14 protein-coding genes are annotated in these 18,261 nt (G+C 57.7%); 12 read left to right on the plus strand and 2 right to left on the minus strand.

The window, feature by feature from the left end:
• The first annotated feature begins 21 nt into the window (after positions 1 to 21).
• The 4 genes from rnhB (at position 22) to tilS (ending at position 6,907) form a co-directional block, all read left to right on the plus strand.
• Positions 22 to 693: a ribonuclease HII gene (gene rnhB, locus E4T21_RS03055; protein ID WP_240349270.1), complete on the plus strand. Its 672-nt coding sequence runs from the start codon at positions 22 to 24 to the stop codon at positions 691 to 693.
• Between the two features lie 195 nt (positions 694 to 888).
• Positions 889 to 4,398 carry a DNA polymerase III subunit alpha gene (dnaE, locus tag E4T21_RS03060; RefSeq protein ID WP_149283407.1) on the plus strand — a complete coding sequence of 1,170 codons (3,510 nt, stop codon included), beginning with the start codon at positions 889 to 891 and terminating at the stop codon, positions 4,396 to 4,398.
• A 236-nt stretch (positions 4,399 to 4,634) separates the two neighbouring features.
• A complete protein-coding gene (locus E4T21_RS03065) occupies positions 4,635 to 5,588 on the plus strand; it encodes an acetyl-CoA carboxylase carboxyltransferase subunit alpha (protein WP_149283409.1) in 954 nt (317 codons plus the stop codon).
• A 26-nt stretch (positions 5,589 to 5,614) separates the two neighbouring features.
• Positions 5,615 to 6,907 (plus strand): tRNA lysidine(34) synthetase TilS, encoded by a 1,293-nt coding sequence (tilS, locus tag E4T21_RS03070; RefSeq protein ID WP_149283411.1) that lies wholly within the window; start codon positions 5,615 to 5,617, stop codon positions 6,905 to 6,907.
• A 31-nt stretch (positions 6,908 to 6,938) separates the two neighbouring features.
• Here tilS and ppx read toward each other — a convergent pair whose 3' ends face one another.
• Positions 6,939 to 8,486 carry an exopolyphosphatase gene (gene ppx, locus E4T21_RS03075; protein ID WP_149283413.1) on the minus strand — a complete coding sequence of 516 codons (1,548 nt, stop codon included), beginning with the start codon at positions 8,484 to 8,486 and terminating at the stop codon, positions 6,939 to 6,941.
• A 466-nt stretch (positions 8,487 to 8,952) separates the two neighbouring features.
• Between ppx and rho the strand changes: the two genes are divergently transcribed.
• The 7 genes from rho to E4T21_RS03110 all read left to right on the plus strand — a co-directional run bounded on the left by rho (position 8,953) and on the right by E4T21_RS03110 (position 15,282).
• The gene (gene rho / locus E4T21_RS03080) at positions 8,953 to 10,212 is read left to right on the plus strand and encodes a transcription termination factor Rho (protein ID WP_149283415.1); all 1,260 of its coding nucleotides are present in this window, start codon (positions 8,953 to 8,955) and stop codon (positions 10,210 to 10,212) included.
• Positions 10,213 to 10,450: 238 nt separating this feature from the next.
• Complete coding sequence (ubiD, locus tag E4T21_RS03085) at positions 10,451 to 11,944, plus strand: 4-hydroxy-3-polyprenylbenzoate decarboxylase (RefSeq protein ID WP_149283417.1); 1,494 nt, start codon at positions 10,451 to 10,453, stop codon at positions 11,942 to 11,944.
• On the plus strand, positions 11,941 to 12,732 hold the full coding sequence (locus tag E4T21_RS03090; RefSeq protein ID WP_149283419.1) for an FAD-binding oxidoreductase: 792 nt from the start codon (positions 11,941 to 11,943) through the stop codon (positions 12,730 to 12,732). Before ubiD ends, E4T21_RS03090 begins: the two co-directional genes overlap by 4 nt.
• Positions 12,733 to 12,818: 86 nt before the next feature.
• The gene (gene folM / locus E4T21_RS03095) at positions 12,819 to 13,532 is read left to right on the plus strand and encodes a dihydromonapterin reductase (protein ID WP_149283421.1); all 714 of its coding nucleotides are present in this window, start codon (positions 12,819 to 12,821) and stop codon (positions 13,530 to 13,532) included.
• Between the two features lie 168 nt (positions 13,533 to 13,700).
• Entirely contained in the window at positions 13,701 to 13,859 is a 159-nt protein-coding gene (locus E4T21_RS03100) for a hypothetical protein (RefSeq protein WP_187775098.1), read from the plus strand.
• Between the two features lie 145 nt (positions 13,860 to 14,004).
• A complete protein-coding gene (locus E4T21_RS03105) occupies positions 14,005 to 14,163 on the plus strand; it encodes a hypothetical protein (RefSeq protein ID WP_187775099.1) in 159 nt (52 codons plus the stop codon).
• 6 nt (positions 14,164 to 14,169) lie between these two features.
• The gene (locus E4T21_RS03110) at positions 14,170 to 15,282 is read left to right on the plus strand and encodes a 3-deoxy-7-phosphoheptulonate synthase (protein ID WP_420827721.1); all 1,113 of its coding nucleotides are present in this window, start codon (positions 14,170 to 14,172) and stop codon (positions 15,280 to 15,282) included.
• Position 15,283: 1 nt separating this feature from the next.
• On the opposite strand, the gene E4T21_RS03115 is transcribed toward E4T21_RS03110, so the two are convergent.
• Positions 15,284 to 15,889, minus strand: coding sequence for a transglycosylase SLT domain-containing protein (locus E4T21_RS03115; protein WP_149283425.1), 606 nt, complete (start codon positions 15,887 to 15,889; stop codon positions 15,284 to 15,286).
• A 212-nt stretch (positions 15,890 to 16,101) separates the two neighbouring features.
• Here E4T21_RS03115 and E4T21_RS03120 point away from each other — a divergent pair, with 212 nt between their 5' ends.
• Positions 16,102 to 18,225, plus strand: coding sequence for a PhoX family protein (locus E4T21_RS03120; RefSeq protein WP_149283427.1), 2,124 nt, complete (start codon positions 16,102 to 16,104; stop codon positions 18,223 to 18,225).
• Positions 18,226 to 18,261 lie beyond the last annotated feature (36 nt).

The following is an 18,261-nucleotide window of genomic DNA, read 5'->3' on the forward strand; positions in this document are numbered from 1 at the left end:
TGGATAAGGAGCGTTTCTGGAATGGCTGAGGGTGGAATGGCTGGAGATAGCAGGAAACGATCAACCAAGACCTTGCCGGGAAAGGCTCGCAAGGCATTGCCAGAGCTGGTGGTGGATTATCAGGGAAACCTGCTGGCCGGAGTTGATGAGGTAGGTCGCGGTCCTTTGGTTGGTGCGGTGGTGGCTGCTGCCGTGATTCTCGACCCAGCACGTCCGATTGATGGCCTGGCCGATTCCAAGGTTCTCAGTGCCAAGCGACGAGAGGCACTGGACGCACAGATTCGCGAACAGGCATTGGCCTGGTGTATTGCAGAGGCCTCACCGGCAGAGATTGACAGTTTGAACATCTACCATGCGACCCATCTGGCCATGCGCCGGGCTATCGATGGCCTGAGCGTGGTACCGGAATATCTGCTGGTGGACGGTAATCGCCTGCCCGGGCATCATATTCCTGGCCAGGCAGTGGTAAAGGGTGATGCCCGTCATAGTGCTATCGCGGCGGCCTCGATCCTGGCCAAGGTGGCTCGGGATGCAGCTATGCAAGCTCTGGACGCCCATCATCCCGACTATGGTTTTGCGCGTCACAAGGGTTACCCGACACCAGAACACCTGGCTGTTCTGGAGCGCCTGGGGCCACTGCCCGAACATCGTCGCTCCTTCGCTCCGGTCAAGCGGCAGTTGGCTCTGTTCTAAGTTATAAGTACAGGTTGTAAATACAGGTTGTAAGTACAGGTTGTAAGCACATTTGGCTGTGCAGAAATGCGCAGCAATGAGTCCGAATCGTTCTGACGCTGGACCTACTCGGGTCGTCGCCACATTTTGTTGTTGCCATGCTGTCGTGACACTACTGACGCGTGGTCCTTTGTTTTCTTGAGGTTGTGCATTCTCATGTCCGTTCCCTTCGTTCATCTGCGCGTCCATAGTGAGTTTTCCCTGGTCGACGGCCTGGTGCGACTCAAGCCATATATCAAGGCAGGAGCGGAGTTGGGGATGCCTGCGCTGGCGTTGACCGACGACTCGAACCTGTTTGCCCTGGTCAAGTTCTACAATGGCGTCCAAGGTGCCGGCATGAAGCCGATCATCGGCGCCGACCTGTGGCTGCATAACGTTCATGATGAAAGCCACCCCTATCGAGTGACGTTGCTGGCGATGAACGATACCGGCTACCGCAATCTGACGGAGCTGATTTCGCGAGGCTGGCAGGAAGGGCAACATCAAGACCAGGCGATTCTGCAAAAGTCCTGGATCATGGCACAAAGTGAAGGATTGATTGCCCTCTCCGGCGGGCGTGAGGGGGAAATCGGTCGTCACCTGCTCAGTGACCACCATGGCGAAGCCCGGAGCCTGTTGGAAGAGTGGAGTAGTGCCTTTCCGGGGCGCTTCTACCTGGAGCTGACCCGCACCGGGCGACCGCTGGAAGAGGACTGTGTGCATGCTTGCGTGGCCCTGGCCATGGAAACGGACACTCCAGTGGTGGCGACCAATGATGTGCGCTTTCTCTCTCGTGAGGACTTCTGGGTTCACGAGACACGTGTTTCCATCGGCGAGGGCATGAGTCTGGAAGACCCGCGCCGTGAGCGACGCTATACCGAGGAGCAATACCTCAAGAGCCCGCAGGAGATGACGGAGCTGTTCTCCGATATTCCCGAGGCGATCGAAAACAGCGTCATGATTGCCGCGCGCTGTAATGTCAATGTGCGCCTTGGGGAAATTTTCTTGCCGGAGTATGGCATTCCTGAAGGCATGACCCAGGACGAGTTCTTTCGCAAGATCTCCCATGATGGCCTGACGGAGCGCATGGATGCCCTGTATCCCGTAGCTCAGCACCCGCGGGATACAGAGGAGTGGGCAGAAAAGGAAAAGGTGTACCGCGAGCGGTTGGATTTTGAGCTCAATATCATTCTGCAGATGGGGTTCCCTGGCTATTTCCTGATCGTGATGGACTTCATCCAGTGGGCCAAGGACAACGATGTCCCGGTGGGGCCTGGGCGAGGCTCGGGTGCGGGCTCTCTGGTGGCTTATGCCCAGAAGATCACTGATCTTGATCCCATTCAGTACGACCTGCTGTTCGAGCGCTTCCTCAACCCGGAACGTGTCTCCATGCCTGACTTCGACGTCGACTTCTGCATGGAAAAACGTGACCGGGTGATCAACTATGTGGCCGAGCGCTATGGCCGCGATGCTGTTTCTCAGATCGTCACTTTCGGCACCATGGCGGCCAAGGCAGTGGTGCGTGATGTGGCCCGTGCCCAGGGCAAGCCCTATTCCCTGGGAGACAAGCTATCCAAGCTGATTCCCTTTGAAGTCGGCATGACCCTGGCCAAGGCCATCGAGCAGGAGCCGCAGCTCAAGGAGTTCATCGAGGTCGATGAAGATGCCCAGGAAATCTGGGAAATGGCTGTCAAGCTCGAAGGCATTACCCGAGGGACCGGTAAGCATGCTGGTGGCGTGGTGATCGCCCCTACAAAGCTGACCGACTTCGCTCCGCTGTTGTGTGATGAAGATGGCCGTGGCCTGGTGGTGCAGTTCGACAAGAATGACATCGAAAGTGCTGGTCTGGTCAAGTTCGACTTTCTTGGTCTGCGTACTCTGACCATCATCGACTGGGCTCTGGAAATGGTGGACAAGGTACGTGCCACCGAAGGGCGAGAGCCACTGAATATCGACACCATTCCACTGGATGATGCCAAGACCTTCGACATGCTCAAGAAGGCAGAGACCACGGCAGTCTTCCAGCTTGAATCCCGAGGCATGAAGGAGCTGATCAAGCGTCTGCTGCCGGACTCGCTGGAAGACATGATCGCCCTGGTGGCGTTGTTCCGTCCTGGTCCGCTGCAGTCAGGGATGGTCGATGACTTCATCAACCGTAAGCATCGACGTGCCGAACTCGCATATCCACATCCTGATTATCAGCATGAATCTCTGATACCTGTCCTGACGCCCACTTATGGCATCATCCTGTATCAGGAGCAGGTCATGCAGATTGCCCAGGTGATGGCGGGGTATAGCCTGGGCCAGGCAGACCTCCTGCGACGGGCCATGGGCAAGAAGAAGCCCGAGGAGATGGCCAAGCAGCGTAGTGGCTTCATGGAAGGTTGCCAGGCCAACGGCATCGATGCGGATCTGGCCGGCAACATCTTCGACCTGGTGGAGAAGTTTGCCGGTTACGGCTTCAATAAATCCCACTCTGCTGCTTACGCTCTGGTGTCCTATCAGACGGCCTGGCTCAAGGCTCATTATCCTGGCCCCTTCATGGCAGCGGTCATGTCCACGGAAATGGACAACCTCGATAAGGTGGTACCACTGATCGAGGAGTGCCGTAACCTGCGCCTCACCGTGACGCCACCAGACGTCAATGTCGGCGGTTACAAGTTCACTGTGGATGACGAGGGCAGGGTAGTGTATGGCCTGGGGGCCATCCGCGGAGTCGGTGAAGGCCCCATTGGCGCCATCGTCGAGGCGCGCAGTACAGATGGTCCGTTCAAGGATCTGTTCGATTTCTGTCGCCGTATCGATCCCAAACGCATGAACAAGCGCACCCTGGAAGCACTGATTCGTTCAGGCGCTCTGGATCGTCTGGGGCCCAATCGTGCAGTACTGAGTGCGTCCCTGGATGATGCACTGAAAGCTGCGGCGCAGAATCATCAGAACCAGAATGCCGGGATGATGGATCTGTTCGGTGATGCTTTCGCTGCGGCGGCGGAAGATGATGAAGCCGACCCCTATGAAAGCTATCTTCGCGTGCGCGAGTGGACGGATCGAGAGCGCCTGGCGGGAGAAAAGGACACACTGGGCCTTTACCTCACTGGCCATCCTATCGATGAGTATGAAGAGGAACTGTCGCGCTTCGTTTCCACGCGTATCGCTGACCTCAAGCCTTCTCGGGAGTCCCAGCGAGTGGCAGGCCTGGTAGTGGGCATGCGGACGATGAAGTCCAAGCGCGGCGATACCATGGCCTTTCTCACCCTGGACGATCGCACTGGTCGCATCGAAGCCTCATTGTTTGGCGAATTGTTCGATAGCGTGCGCCAACAGCTCGATAGTGCCGAGGTGTTGATCATCGAAGGTGAAGTATCCAGTGACGACTATTCTGGCGGATTGCGTTTGCGTGGCAAGGAAGTCACGCCAATGGTGGAAGCGCGGGGACGCTTTGCCCAGGCTGTTGAGGTATCGGTGGATGGGCGTCAGGCCAATGGCAAGTTGATCAACAGCTTGCACCAGAGCTTGGTTCCGCATTGCAACGACCAGGGGCTGCCGGTGCGGCTGCGTTACCGAAATCAGGAAGCTTCAGGCTGGCTGGAGTTTGATGAGCAGTGGCGTGTCACGCCATCCGATGATCTGCTGATCGCGTTACGTGAGGTCGAAGGCCAGGATGGCGTAAGGCTCAAGTATCGCTGAACGGTAGAATGGAGCTCCATGCAGGCAAAACCTGGGTTGAGCACCCCTTGTGTTGAATAAGCCATGGGGGCATGACTCTCGATGGTTGCTGCATCTGCATCAGGATTCCTTATTGTGTAGAGTCTGTTACCTTGCGTGGCCCTGTCAGGGTGCGATAATGCACCCCAATTTATTTTTGCCATGGGTAGACATCCGATTCGTCATGTCTGCCTTTCGATGACTACAAGGCGTTGCCCATGAATCCCAATTACCTCGATTTCGAACAGCCCATCGCCGAATTGCAGGCCAAGATTGAAGAGCTGCGCCTGGTCGGCAACGATAGCCAGGTCAATCTCAGTGACGAGATTTCCCGGCTCGAGGAAAAAAGTCGCAAGCTTACCGAGTCGATCTTCAAGGATCTGTCAGCCTGGCAGGTCTCCCAGGTATCGCGTCACCCTCAACGCCCCTATACGCTGGATTATCTGGCACACGTATTTACCGACTTCGATGAACTTCACGGTGACCGCGAATTCGCCGATGATGCCGCCCTTGTTGGTGGTGTAGCGCGTTTCAATGAGCGTCCGGTGATGGTGATTGGTCACCAGAAGGGACGTGACGTGAAGGAGAAAGTGCGTCGCAACTTCGGTATGCCGCGTCCGGAAGGCTATCGCAAGGCCGTCCGCCTGATGGAAATGGCCGAGCGTTTCAAGATGCCGGTACTGACTTTCATTGATACCCCTGGAGCCTATCCGGGCATCGATGCAGAAGAGCGCGGTCAGAGCGAGGCGATTGCCTACAATCTGGCCGTGATGTCTCGTCTCAAGACCCCGATCATATCCACTGTCGTGGGTGAGGGCGGCTCTGGTGGTGCCTTGGCCATCGGGGTCTGCGATGAGTTGTTGATGCTTGAATACTCCACTTACTCGGTCATCTCCCCCGAAGGGTGTGCTTCCATCCTGTGGAAGAGCGCCGAGCGTGCGTCCGACGCTGCCCAGGCCATGGGTATCACCGCGTCACGCCTCAAGGAGCTGGGCTTCGTCGATAACCTGATCAAGGAACCCCTGGGCGGCGCTCATCGCTATCCCGAAGAAGCGGCCCGCCGGGTACGAGACGCCATCAGCGAAAGTCTGGACCGTCTCCAGGCCATGGATACCGATGCCCTGCTCGAGCGCCGCTATGAGCGCCTGATGAGCTACGGTGCTCCGGCTTGAGCAGCTGAGCCGCAGAGAGGCAGGACATGAGCCTTTCTTCGCATATTGAACGCGCCCTGGTGGCTTTGCCGCCGGGGCGCGCTGTTTGGATCGCGCTATCTGGAGGTCTGGACTCTTCACTGTTGCTGAGCCTGGCGGCCAGTGCCTGTCGGCGTTACCCGCGCCCGTTATATGCCTTGCATGTCAATCATGGGCTGCAGGCGGCGGCTGGAGATTTCGAGTCGCATTGCCGTTGGCTGTGTTCGCACCTTGAAGTACCGCTCGTCATCGAGTCCGTGAGTGTGGACTTGAGCAGTGGCGAGGGTCTGGAAGGTGCTGCGCGTCGGGCCCGCTACTCAGCATTCGCGCGACGACTCAGTCAGGGAGATGTGTTGTGGCTGGCTCAGCATCGCGATGATCAGGCCGAGACTTTCCTGCTCGCAGCATTACGTCGTTCCGGTGTGACCGGGCTGGCTGCCATGCCATATCAGCGCGATATTGCGGGTGTCACTCTCCAGCGCCCATTGCTCGATGTCTCCCGTGTTGAGCTGGAAGCTACCGCTCAAGAAATCGGCCTGGTCTGGGTCGAAGACCCTACCAACGCAGAGCTCGAACAGGACCGTAACTACCTCCGGCACAAGGTAATGCCACTGCTCGGTGAGCGTTGGCCTGGAGCCAGCGCAGCGCTCGCCTCGACAGCGGGGTTGGCGGGAGAGACTCATGGGTTGCTCAATGAGTTTGCTGAAGAGGATCTGACTCGCCTTGGCGGAATGCCTGAGCGGTTGCCTGTCGACATGCTGACATCCCTGTCATTGCCGCGTCAGCGTTTACTCGTACGCCACTGTGCGAGCCGGCTCGGCTTGCAGTCTCCACCGGCGGCTCGTCTCGAGAGTCTGCTGGCGCAGTTGAAAGCTCGCGACGATGCGCAAGTTCATGTTGGCTGGCCGGGGAGCGAAGCGCGACGCTGGCGCAGAGCGTTATGGTTGATGCCAGCAGATTCTCGCCTCTTCGACCAGGAAGTGGAGTGGGATGGCCAGCGTCCCCTGAAAACGCCATGGGGGCCGTGTGAAGTGCGCTTGCAGCGTCAGCATGATGACGTTCCTGCGGCTTTGACCGTGCGCCCCCGGCAGGGAGGAGAGCGACTATGTCTGCTCGGGAGAGGAAGGCGCGATCTCAAGCGCTTGCTTCAGGAGGAAGAAGTGCCTCCCTGGCGGCGCCGCGCAATCGCGGTGGTATGGTGTGACGGTGAAAGCGTTGCGGCCCTCGATCTTGTCGAAGGCCGCTGGCTGGCTGTCGCAGTGGATTGGGTAGCCTTCTCTGGTCAAAGGGAAGGTGGCTGAAGAGCCGATCTGCTGCGAGTCAAAAGAAGGCTCAGGCTTCGATCTTCTCTGGCTCCAGCACCAGCACAAAGTCTGTCTGCTCCATGTACTGCACTTCCTGCTCCAGATCGGTGTTCAGCAGGCCTGGGTCATCACTGTAAGGAATGGCCAGGTGAAGGGTTTCACCATTGGCGCTGAGCTTCGGAATCTCTGGCGGCTGTTCGGGGCGTGAATGATTGAGCAACACCGCCAGGCGTAGCAGTCGAGCCAGGCGTTGGTGAGAGACCTGTTCTGAGTCTGGCAGAGCTTGCCATTCCTTGATGGGGAACTTGCGTCGGTGCGCGCGCACCAGAAACGACAGCAAGCGCTGCTCCGGTCGTGAGAAACCGGAGAGGTCGGAATGTTCCAGCAGATAGGCGCCGTGGCGATGAAACTGGCTGTGCGAGATAGCCTGGCCAATCTCATGCATCCAGCATGCCCAGTCCAGGAAGCGCGCCTGATCATCATCAAGCTCCCAATCATCGCGAACTTGTTGCCATAGTGCCTTGGCAGTGGCTGCGACATTGTCTGCCTGTCGCGTATCGACATTGTAGCTGCGTGCCAGTGATTCCAGGCTCTTGAGACGCGAATCTTCGGGACTGTTGCGTCCAGCCATGTCATACAGCACACCCTCGCGCAGTGCGCCATCGGCGAAACGCATTTCTTCCAGGTCGAACGCTTCGAAGACGGCACCGAGGATGGCAATCCCGGCAGGAAATACCCGTGCACGATCTGGCTTGAGCCCATCCATGGCGACCTTGCTCAGCAGCTTGCACTTGATCAGGCGCTTGCGCAGCTTGGCCAGGCCTTCCCGGGTGATCACGCCTTCCGTGGTATCTTCACTGGCAGCCAGTACGGCAGCAGCAGCCTTGATGGTGCCGCTGGAGCCCACCGGATCCTGCCAGCCGAGGCGTGTGTAAGGGCGGCGGATACTGGCCAGTTCGGAAAGGGCGGCCAGCTCTGCCTGTCGCATGCGTTTTTCACTGATCTCGCCGCTATCGAAGAAACGCTGGGTGTAGGTAACACATCCCATGCGCAGGCTTTCCAGTGCCATGGGCTCAAAGTTTTCACCGATGATGAATTCCGTCGAGCCGCCGCCGATATCGACAATCAGGCGTCGACCTGTTTCAGCCAGAGCGTGAGCCGCACCAAGGTAGATAAGGCGAGCTTCTTCACGCCCGGCAATGATCTCGATGCGGGTACCGAGCAGAGCCTCGGCACGTTCTATGAAAATCTGGCTGTTATCGGCATCGCGCAGGGCGTTGGTGCCGACCACACGCATGCGCGATGCAGGAATATCCTCAAGGAAAGGAGCGAAGCGGGCCAGACAGTCCAGTGCCCGAGTCATGGCTTCCTCGCTGAGCAGGCCATCATCGTCGAGACCAGCAGCCAGTTGCACTTTCTCCCCGAGCCGTGCAACGACCTGCAGGCGGTCATCCTGATAATTGGCGACCAGCAGATGGAAGCTGTTGGATCCAAGGTCAATGGCAGCGAAACGGGTGAGGTCGGAATCGCCAGGGGACTCACGTAAAGCGCTGAGCGTATCCAGGGGCTGGGTCATGGTGGGTCCTTCACTTGATATGGCGTTAGGTTGCGTCTGCCTCCTGCGGATGTCAATCTTCCCGCGCTCAGGGACTTGCGTTCCTCCTCACTGTTGTCTAGTATCGTGTCATTCGCCTGTTGCGAATGTGTTTTCCGGTCCCGCTGCTTCCGCTGCGAGACCATCCCAAGTCGTCAGACAGCCCACGTTGTGATGAAAAGAGCATCACGTCAGCTCCGCTGAAGGTTTCGGCCACGCGATGCTGATATAGGCGGTAGAGTCTGCTCCCAAATCCAGACGCTGGCTCGGATCTCCTCAATCTACATGTAGACGGGAGTCTCCGGCCCATGACTATATCTTTGAAGCCGTCTGAGAGAGCGGCCTCCGGGCTCTGAACGCACTCAAGTGGCGTCGTTTTCGCCCCTCACTATCCTTTATCGCGACGGCGCCATGCCGCCCGGCTTCCACGAGTAATTTCTGAACTCTGATGAACCTGACCGAACTCAAGCAAAAGCCCGTACCGGAGCTTCTCGATATCGCACGTGAGATGGGTATCGACAACCTGGCACGGTCCCGCAAGCAAGACATCATCTTTGCCATTCTCAAGAAACACGCCAAGAGCGGCGAAGATATCTTCGGCGACGGTGTTCTTGAAATCCTCCAGGATGGTTTCGGATTTCTGCGCAGCGCGGATAGCTCCTACCTCGCCGGGCCAGACGATATCTATGTGTCGCCCTCGCAGATTCGCCGTTTCAATCTGCGCAAGGGGGATACCATTTCCGGCAAGATCCGGCCGCCGAAAGAGGGCGAACGCTATTTCGCTCTGCTCAAGGTCAGCCAGATCAACCTGGATCGACCGGAAAATGCCAAGCATAAGATCCTGTTTGAAAACCTTACCCCGCTATTCCCCCAAAAGCGTCTGCGCATGGAGATCGGCAACGGCTCCACGGAAGACCTCACCGCTCGCATCATCGATCTCACTGCACCTATCGGAAAAGGCCAGCGTGGCCTGATCGTCTCGCCGCCCAAGGCCGGTAAGACGCTGATGTTGCAGAACATCGCGACCTCCATAACCCGTAATAACCCCGAGTGTCAGTTGATCGTCCTGCTGATCGACGAACGCCCGGAGGAAGTGACCGAGATGTCGCGCACGGTGCGGGGTGAAGTGGTGGCTTCCACCTTCGATGAGCCTCCGGCCCGTCACGTTCAGGTGGCCGAGATGGTCATCGAGAAGGCCAAGCGTCTGGTGGAACACAAGAAGGACGTTGTCATCCTGCTTGATTCCATCACCCGACTGGCGCGTGCCTACAACACCGTGGTGCCGTCATCCGGCAAAGTGCTCACCGGTGGTGTCGACGCCCACGCGCTGGAAAAGCCCAAGCGTTTCTTCGGTGCCGCCCGTAATATCGAAGAAGGCGGCAGCTTGACCATCATTGCCACAGCCCTGGTCGATACCGGATCCAAGATGGACGAGGTGATCTTCGAGGAGTTCAAGGGTACCGGCAACATGGAAGCCCACCTGGATCGTCGCCTGGCTGAGCGCCGTGTCTATCCCGCCATCAATATCAGACGCTCCGGTACTCGTCGCGAGGACCTGATTGCTTCCGAGGATGAAATGCAGCGTATGTGGATCCTGCGCAAGCTGCTCAATCCGATGGATGACACTGCTGCGACAGAGTTCCTGATCGATCGCCTGAAGGATACGAAGACGAATCTTGAGTTCTTCGAAGCCATGAAGCGCCGCTGAGTGACAGACAGCCAGAAACAGTAGGCGCCTTCAGTGTCTGGTTTCTGGCGTATCGTTGCACAAGCATGCCTTGAGACGGGTAACTCCAGGCATGTGGTGCCAAGCAAGCTGCTTCAAGCAACAACCTCCTGGAGCCGAATCTCGAGGGGGTTGTTTCGTCTCGAAGCATACAGCTTACGGCTTATGGCTCAGGCCGTGATATGCTGCCCCTTTCGAGTATTGGAAGCGAGAAAATCGCATGAAGTATCGTGACTTGCGTGAGTTCATCGCTGTTCTGGAAGAGGCTGGTGAGCTCAAGCGGGTGACAGCTGAAGTTGACCCCTATCTCGAGATCACCGAGATTTGCGATCGCACTTTGCGCGCTGGCGGCCCTGCCTTGCTGTTCGAGAATGTGAAAGGCTCGAAGATGCCGCTGCTTGGCAACCTGTTTGGCACACCTCAGCGGGTTGCCATGGGAATGGGGCAGGATTCCGTGGATGCCCTGCGGGAGGTAGGTGAACTGCTGGCCTTCCTCAAGGAGCCGGAACCCCCAAAAGGCCTGCGTGATGCCTGGGAAAAGCTGCCTATCTTCAAGCAAGTGATGAGCATGAGCCCCAAGACAGTGCGCTCGGCCCCGGTGCAGGCTCTGGTCTATGAAGGTGATGAGGTCGATCTCGATCGCCTGCCGATTCAGCATTGCTGGCCGGGTGATGCTGCGCCTCTGGTGACCTGGCCTCTGGTGGTGACCAAGGGACCCAGCAAGTCACGCCAGAACCTCGGTATCTATCGTCAGCAGAAATTGTCGAAGAACCGCCTGATCATGCGCTGGCTGTCTCATCGTGGCGGTGCTCTGGATTATCAGGAGTTTCGCAAGCTCCATCCCGAAGAGCCTTTTCCCGTGGCAGTCGCGCTGGGTGCTGACCCGGCGACCATTCTCGGTGCTGTGACACCGGTACCAGATACGCTATCCGAGTATGCCTTTGCTGGCTTGTTACGTGGCTCGCGTACCGAGCTGGTCAAGTGTGGGCATGCTGACCTGCAGGTGCCGGCTTCTGCCGAGATCATTCTCGAAGGCTTTATTTATCCTGACGACACTGCGCCGGAAGGCCCCTATGGTGATCACACGGGATATTACAACGAAGTCGAGACGTTTCCGGTATTTACCGTCACACGCATGACCATGCGTGAAAATGCCATTTATCACTCTACCTATACCGGTCGTCCTCCTGATGAGCCTGCGATTCTGGGGCTGGCGCTGAACGAAGTCTTCGTTCCTATCCTGCGTCGCCAATTCCCGGAAATTCAGGATTTCTACCTTCCTCCGGAAGGCTGCTCCTACCGCATGGCCGTGGTGACCATGAAGAAACAATACCCCGGCCATGCCAAGCGCGTGATGATGGGAGTGTGGAGCTTTCTGCGCCAGTTCATGTACACCAAGTTTGTGGTGGTCGTCGACGATGATATCGATGCGCGCAATTGGCAGGATGTGATCTGGGCGATCACTACCCGCATGGATCCGGCTCGCGATACCGTTCTGGTGGAAAATACACCAATCGATTACCTGGATTTCGCCTCTCCGGTGGCAGGGCTGGGTTCCAAGATGGGGCTCGATGCGACCAATAAATGGCCTGGCGAGACTGACCGCGAGTGGGGGGCTCCCATTGTCATGGATGAATCCGTCAAGACACGGGTCAGCCAGCGCTGGAATGATCTAGGTATTCCTCTCCCCGATACAGACAAGAGGTCGACATGACGGCACGGACTCTGACCTGCCAAGTCCTTGAGGTCTCGGACCTTACCCCTGATGTATTCCGCGTGCTGTTGGAAGGGCGTGCGGAAGCCATGGCCCATGCTCCAGGGCAATACCTGGAGATGCGTCTCGATGAGGACACCTGGGTGCCTTTTTCCATCGCCAGTCGTCATGCTGGAGATGGCCTTTTGGAATTGCATATCCAGCACTGGCCTGAGCGTTCCAATTCGGCCTTGCTGCGTCGAATGCTGGTAGTGGCCGAGCATCTCGAAGTGCGTCTTCCCAGTGGCGATTGCGTACTCGATGTCGAAAGCCAGCGTCCATTGCTGCTGATTGCCGCGGGTACCGGGTTCGCGCAGATGAAGGCCATCATCGAGGAAGTGCATCATATGACGCCTGAGCGCCCGGTCTCATTGTGGTGGGCGGCCAAGGATCGTCGAGATCTCTATGCCGAGCCCATGGTGCGAGAGTGGGTTCGTGGTGCCGATAACCTGGTGTTCCATGGTGTCTGCGAGACAGGGTTCGAAGAAGGCTTTGCAGAGGATAGGGTGGTTGGCCACCATGGACGAGTCGATATTGCTCTTGCCGAGGCCTTGAGCGATGTTTCCGCAGAGGATGTCTATCTGTCCGGCTCCCCTGGAATGGTATATGCCTGTCTGGATGTGCTGGCGCCCTTGGGGCTTGATGAAGCCCGAGTATTTTCCGATGTGTTCTCCTATGCACCGCGTACTCCCCTGATATCGACCAGTCGGGAAGGCGAGGCTTTACAGGAAGGCCAGAAGCGGAATTAGATTCAGGAAAAAGTTGGCTGGCAATGGCCATGTTGGCTGGCAATGGATGAAAGCAGGGCAACAACCCTGAGCGAGGGACGGTAACGATGAGTGCTTCTCCGATTCTGATCACTGGTGGTGCCCAGCGCCTTGGGCGCCATTGTGCAGAGCGCCTGGTCGATGATGGGCATCAGGTCATCATCAGCTATCGCCACGAGCGAGAAGCGCTTGATGACATGCGCAAGCGCGGTATCGTGACGCTACAGGCGGATTTTTCCAGTGAAGCGGGAATACTCGACTTCATCGCCCGGCTAAAGGCTCAGACTTCATCGCTGCGAGCTATCGTCCACAATGCCAGCGACTGGGCTCCAGATAGCCGAGGTGAGGATGCGGGTGCCACCTTCGAGCGTCTGTTCCGGGTGCACATGCAGGCACCTTACCTGATCAATCTGCATGCCCGGGAGCTGCTCGATGCCTGTGCCGAGCCCCAGCGGGATATTATCCACATGACCGATTACGTGGTGCAGAAGGGCTCAAGAAAGCATGCTGCCTATGCTGCGACCAAGGCGGGTCTGGACAACCTGACCCTGTCGTTTGCTGCGCTGTATGCGCCCGCCATTCAGGTCAACGCCATTGCTCCGGCCTTGATCATGCTCAATCCTGGTGATGATGAAGAATATGCCGCCAAGGCCAGGAGCAAGTCAGCGATGCAGATGGTGCCTGGCCCCGGGGTGATCTACCAGAGTCTGCGTTATCTGCTTGATAATCGTTATGTGACGGGCACGACGTTGGCGGTGGATGGTGGGCGTCACTTGCAGTGATCCCTGTGCGGCAAGTGCGTGAGAAGATCATTTACCATGATGAGGTCATGCTGCTGACGGAAACGTCGTGATAGGCGGAAACGTCGTGATAGGCAGCAAAGTCATGAGAATAGAGGCTTGCCATTTTCCGCTGCGCCCGGCAGGATAAAAGCATTCAAGGAGATTTCCATGCCCGATACCGTTCATCAACACCGCGTTTCTACCACCTTCATGGGTGGTGCTGGCGCTGGTCGTGATGATAGGGCGGTGTCCGGCTATTGGCAGGGGTATTTCTGGTATTGGTTTAGTACCGGAGTGCCGGCTGCCTGTCCCGATCGCAACGATTGATCGGACGAACGAAATAACAGGTCAGCAAGGCGCTCCCTTCCCAGGGCCGCCTTCCATCAGAACCCCCGGACGGCAGCCCCGCCCGGGGGTTCTTGTTTTTGACTGTTGGAAAAATAACGCATTATCGTCATCAGGAGATCGTGTCATGACCGCATACCGTCACCTCGCCAGCCAGGTCTTTTACGACTATTACTCCGGCTATGGCTGGCGATTTAGTGGCACGCGGTCGGCTCATCAGGCCACCTCCGACCGTGGCGCCCAGGGTGGTCACAAGCTATCACGATGTCATCAATGCCGGAGTTGAACCCACATGAACGCTGCCACTCAACTTGATACTGCTGCTCCTGTCACAAACGCTGTCACTGCGTCTCACCCATCGTTGTCTGATACGTCTTTGGCCCAGGAAACTACATCCATGGCGTTGCCCACACCTGCCGAACTGCGGGGTGACCTGCCCTTGAGTGCCACTTTACGTGATCGTGTCGAGGCCCAACGCCAGGAAATTCAGGATATTCTCGCTGGTCATGATGACCGCCTGCTGGTGGTGGTCGGTCCCTGTTCCATTCATGACCCGCAAGCGGCCATGGAATATGCCCAACGTCTCAAGTCTCTCGCCGACAGTGTACGTGACCGCCTGTTGCTGGTGATGCGAGTGTATGTGGAGAAACCGCGGACGACGGTCGGCTGGAAAGGCATGGCCTACGATCCAGGGTTGAATGGTTCGGGGGATATGCGTCGCGGCCTGGAAGTATCGCGCAAGCTGATGCGCGATATTGTCGAGCTGGGGTTGCCGGTGGCGACGGAAATCCTGCAGCCGATGATCACTTCCTACCTTGATGACCTGCTGGCATGGGTGGCCATCGGTGCACGTACTACAGAATCCCAGTTGCATCGTGAACTGGCCAGTGGCCTGGAAGCGATCGTCGGCTTCAAGAATGCCACCAGCGGTGATGTTCAGGTCGCCCTGGATGCCATGCAGTCTGCCGCCCATCCTCATCAACACTTTGCCATTGGCAGCGATGGTCGGCCGATGATGAAGATCACCCAAGGCAACCCGCATACCCATCTGGTGTTGCGCGGTGGGCATGGTCAACCCAATTATGATGCCGACTCCGTTGCTGCGGCTCGCCGGGCCATCACCAGTGCAGGCCTGGCGCCACGTTTGATGGTGGATTGCAGCCATGCCAATGCGCGCAAGGACCACCGTCGCCAGAGCGAAGTCCTGCTTGATGTTCTCAACCAACGCGTGGCAGGTGACACTTCATTGGTGGGGGTGATGCTGGAGAGCCACCTGCATGAAGGCAAGCAGCCACTGCAGCCGGGAAAGCTGCGTTATGGGGTCTCCGTCACTGATGCCTGTATCGGTTGGGAGACCACCGAACATCTGTTGAACCTGGCTGCGGAGCGTCTGAGCCAGGCCTGAGTCAGGCCTGGCAGAAGGGGCCGAATTCAAAGAAACCATCGCACTGGAATTCGGCCTCACACGATGATAATTGAGCGCGGTATCGGGAAGCCGTGGCGGAGACTTCCCGAGCCACTCTCTGAACCGCCGGCTTGTTACGGTAACTGCCCCGCTGATATCCCCCCTGACCTTCATGGTAGGCCAGATACAGATGCTCGGGGTTGCTCAGCGAAACCCCGGTCATGCGCTGGGTGCGGGCGTTGTACCAACCGATGAAGTCTGTAGCATCCTCCATGTCGGAGCGGCTGGCGAAGACGCCACCGACTTCGTCTTCGTACTCATTCCATACAGGATCCTGTGCCTGAGGATAGCCATAGGCAGAAGATGGGCGTTTCCAGGGAATGAAGCCCCACAGCTTGGTGCGTGGCGGCCGGATATGGCTCTGGTAGGAAGATTCACGCTTGATGAAGGCCATCTGAGTCCAGATGGGTGTCCCCCACTTGTCGTAAGAATCGCGAGCATCATCGTACCAGTCGGGCTGTTCGCGGAATACTTCGCACAGATTATCCTGGTGAGCGGGGGGAGCTGGAGAGAAGGCTGCACAGCCGCTCAATCCAAGCATCAGCATGATGGCAAATCCTCTCTTCCCTGAGGTGATAACACTGTTCGACACCACCGCTCCCTCCTTGTCCAAATGATGCTCCAGTATGCCGATATGCCGATGACAACGCACTGAATGATGCCAGATAGGCGTCATGCAATTGTCACTTTTCCGCTGTAGCCTCGCCGATCGGACCTGTGGGACATCCCCCTGCATGACTGGCCTCTGAGGTAAGGATAATGAGCAAGGAAATCGAAAATCATAACCTGTTGAACTCCAGCGCCAACGAACCATTTTCCTCCGTCCTCGAGCGCCATGTGTCGCGCCGTGCCGTGATGAAGGGTGGTCTTGGCATGGCAGCCTTGAGCATGCTTGGAGGTTTCGGCTTGTCTGCCTTTGCCAACGAAAAGAACAATGGCATGGCCAAGAAGCCGCTGACTCTGGCGTTTGAATCCGTTGCTGGTTCGCGTACGGATGCCGTCGTGGTTCCCAAAGGTTATACCGCTCAAGTGTTGATTCCCTGGGCGACACCGCTGAATGACAGTGCGCAGGAGTGGGCTGACGACCTGGCCATGACACCCGAGATCCAGGCCAATAGCGTCGGCATGCATCACGATGGTATGTATGGCTTTGCCCTGGAGTCGTCCACAGAGTCCAGCCGCTTCGTGCTGGCGCTGAACAATGAATATATCGACGAGAACGCACTCTGGGCTCCGCAGGGTGGTCCGACCAATATGGCGGAAGGCAAGCGCCCGGCAGACGAAGTGCGTACCGAGATCAACGCTCAGGGCATCACGCTGGTCGAACTGAAGAAAGCAGATGACGGCACCTGGAACCACGTCCAGGGCTCGCCCTTCAACAAGCGTTACACCAGTGCAACGACTATGACACTGTCTGGCCCGGTTGCTGGCAGTGATTACGTCAAGACCCTGTTTTCTCCTGATGGCACCCAGACACGCGGTACCAACAACAACTGTGCCAATGGCTATACCCCATGGGGCACGTATCTGACCTGCGAAGAGAACTGGCCGGAATACTTCGTCAAGGATGAAGGTCGTGAGCGTGACGATGACCGCCTTGGTGTAGCGACAGGTCGCGGTCGTTACGGTTGGGAAACCGCAGCGGGCGATACCAGTGAGCAGGACGGCGAGTTTGCACGTTTCAATGCCACGCCGAATGCCGATGATGCCAGCGGTGACTATCGCAACGAGCCGCGTACCTTCGGCTATATCGTCGAAATTGATCCTTATACCGGAGCTCAAGCGGTCAAGCGCACCTCATTGGGACGCTTCCGTCATGAAGGTTGCTGGCCTGGCAAGCTGGTCGCCGGCGAACCGCTGGTGTTCTACACCGGTCACGATTCACGCAACGAGTACATCTACAAGTTCGTCACTGATGCGGCCTGGGATCCAGCGGATGCCAATACACCGGGAGCCGAAGGCGACCGTCTGGCCATCGGCGCCAAGTATCTGGACAAGGGCACGCTGTATGTCGCGCGCTTCAATGATGATGGCAGCGGTGAATGGTTGCCGCTGACGCCGCAAACCCAGACCAAGGATGGCAAAACTCTGGCGGAAGCACTTGGTCTGGAAGCGGACGATCTGGCCGGCATCATCGTCAATACTTGTGATGCGGCGGACCTGTTAGGGGCCACTCCGATGGACCGCCCAGAATGGGGGGCGGTGGACCCGACTTCTGGTGAGGTCTACATGACCCTGACCAATAACTCCGAGCGTACCGAGGAAGGTTCTGATCCGACCTACAACCAGGGTGATGACATCCAGGAGCCGGGTACTGGTTTTGCTTCTGCTCCGATCAACGCGGCCAACCCCCGTGCCAACAACGAAGGCGGACAGATCATCCGCTGGCGTGAAGGTGACAGCACCGATTTCCAGTGGGAAGTGTTCGTCTTCGGTGCGGCTGCCACCGACACTGACAACCTGTCTGGCCTGACGGAAGCCAACCAGTTTGCCAGCCCCGACGGCCTGCGCTATGACGAGCGAGGCGAGGGCCAGGGCATCCTGTGGATCGAGACTGACAATGGCTATGCCGGAGTCGCTGATCACACTAATGATCAGGTGTTGGCCGTGGTTCCCGCTGCGCTGGAGAAGAGCGACGGGAGCGCAGCGGTGGTATCTGCCGACAACCAGGAGTTGCTCAAGCGTTTCTTCGTTGGTCCGAATGGTTGTGAGGTTACCGGTATCTACTTTACGCCGGACAAGACCGCCATGTTCGTCAACATTCAGCATCCGGCCAACTGGCCGTCCAGCAGCGATGCCACCGCAGTGACCTCCGGTAGCGTGCGTCCGCGGGCATCCACCGTGGTCATCCAGAAGGAAGATGGTGGCCAGATCGGCCTGTAATGTACGGATGGTTCACGCATGAGCTACAAGAAATGC

It is taken from the genome of Halomonas binhaiensis, from assembly GCF_008329985.2.
GTDB lineage: Bacteria > Pseudomonadota > Gammaproteobacteria > Pseudomonadales > Halomonadaceae > Halomonas > Halomonas binhaiensis.

Bases quoted from the DNA above. Each gene is read 5' to 3' on its own strand.
- rnhB (WP_240349270.1), top strand. From the start codon at position 22: ATGGCTGAGGGTGGAATGGCTGGAGATAGCAGGAAACGATCAACCAAG.
- dnaE (WP_149283407.1), top strand. From the start codon at position 889: ATGTCCGTTCCCTTCGTTCATCTGCGCGTCCATAGTGAGTTTTCCCTG.
- E4T21_RS03065 (WP_149283409.1), top strand. From the start codon at position 4,635: ATGAATCCCAATTACCTCGATTTCGAACAGCCCATCGCCGAATTGCAG.
- tilS (WP_149283411.1), top strand. From the start codon at position 5,615: ATGAGCCTTTCTTCGCATATTGAACGCGCCCTGGTGGCTTTGCCGCCG.
- ppx (WP_149283413.1), bottom strand. From the start codon at position 8,486: ATGACCCAGCCCCTGGATACGCTCAGCGCTTTACGTGAGTCCCCTGGC.
- rho (WP_149283415.1), top strand. From the start codon at position 8,953: ATGAACCTGACCGAACTCAAGCAAAAGCCCGTACCGGAGCTTCTCGAT.
- ubiD (WP_149283417.1), top strand. From the start codon at position 10,451: ATGAAGTATCGTGACTTGCGTGAGTTCATCGCTGTTCTGGAAGAGGCT.
- E4T21_RS03090 (WP_149283419.1), top strand. From the start codon at position 11,941: ATGACGGCACGGACTCTGACCTGCCAAGTCCTTGAGGTCTCGGACCTT.
- folM (WP_149283421.1), top strand. From the start codon at position 12,819: ATGAGTGCTTCTCCGATTCTGATCACTGGTGGTGCCCAGCGCCTTGGG.
- E4T21_RS03100 (WP_187775098.1), top strand. From the start codon at position 13,701: ATGCCCGATACCGTTCATCAACACCGCGTTTCTACCACCTTCATGGGT.
- E4T21_RS03105 (WP_187775099.1), top strand. From the start codon at position 14,005: ATGACCGCATACCGTCACCTCGCCAGCCAGGTCTTTTACGACTATTAC.
- E4T21_RS03110 (WP_420827721.1), top strand. From the start codon at position 14,170: ATGAACGCTGCCACTCAACTTGATACTGCTGCTCCTGTCACAAACGCT.
- E4T21_RS03115 (WP_149283425.1), bottom strand. From the start codon at position 15,889: ATGCTGATGCTTGGATTGAGCGGCTGTGCAGCCTTCTCTCCAGCTCCC.
- E4T21_RS03120 (WP_149283427.1), top strand. From the start codon at position 16,102: ATGAGCAAGGAAATCGAAAATCATAACCTGTTGAACTCCAGCGCCAAC.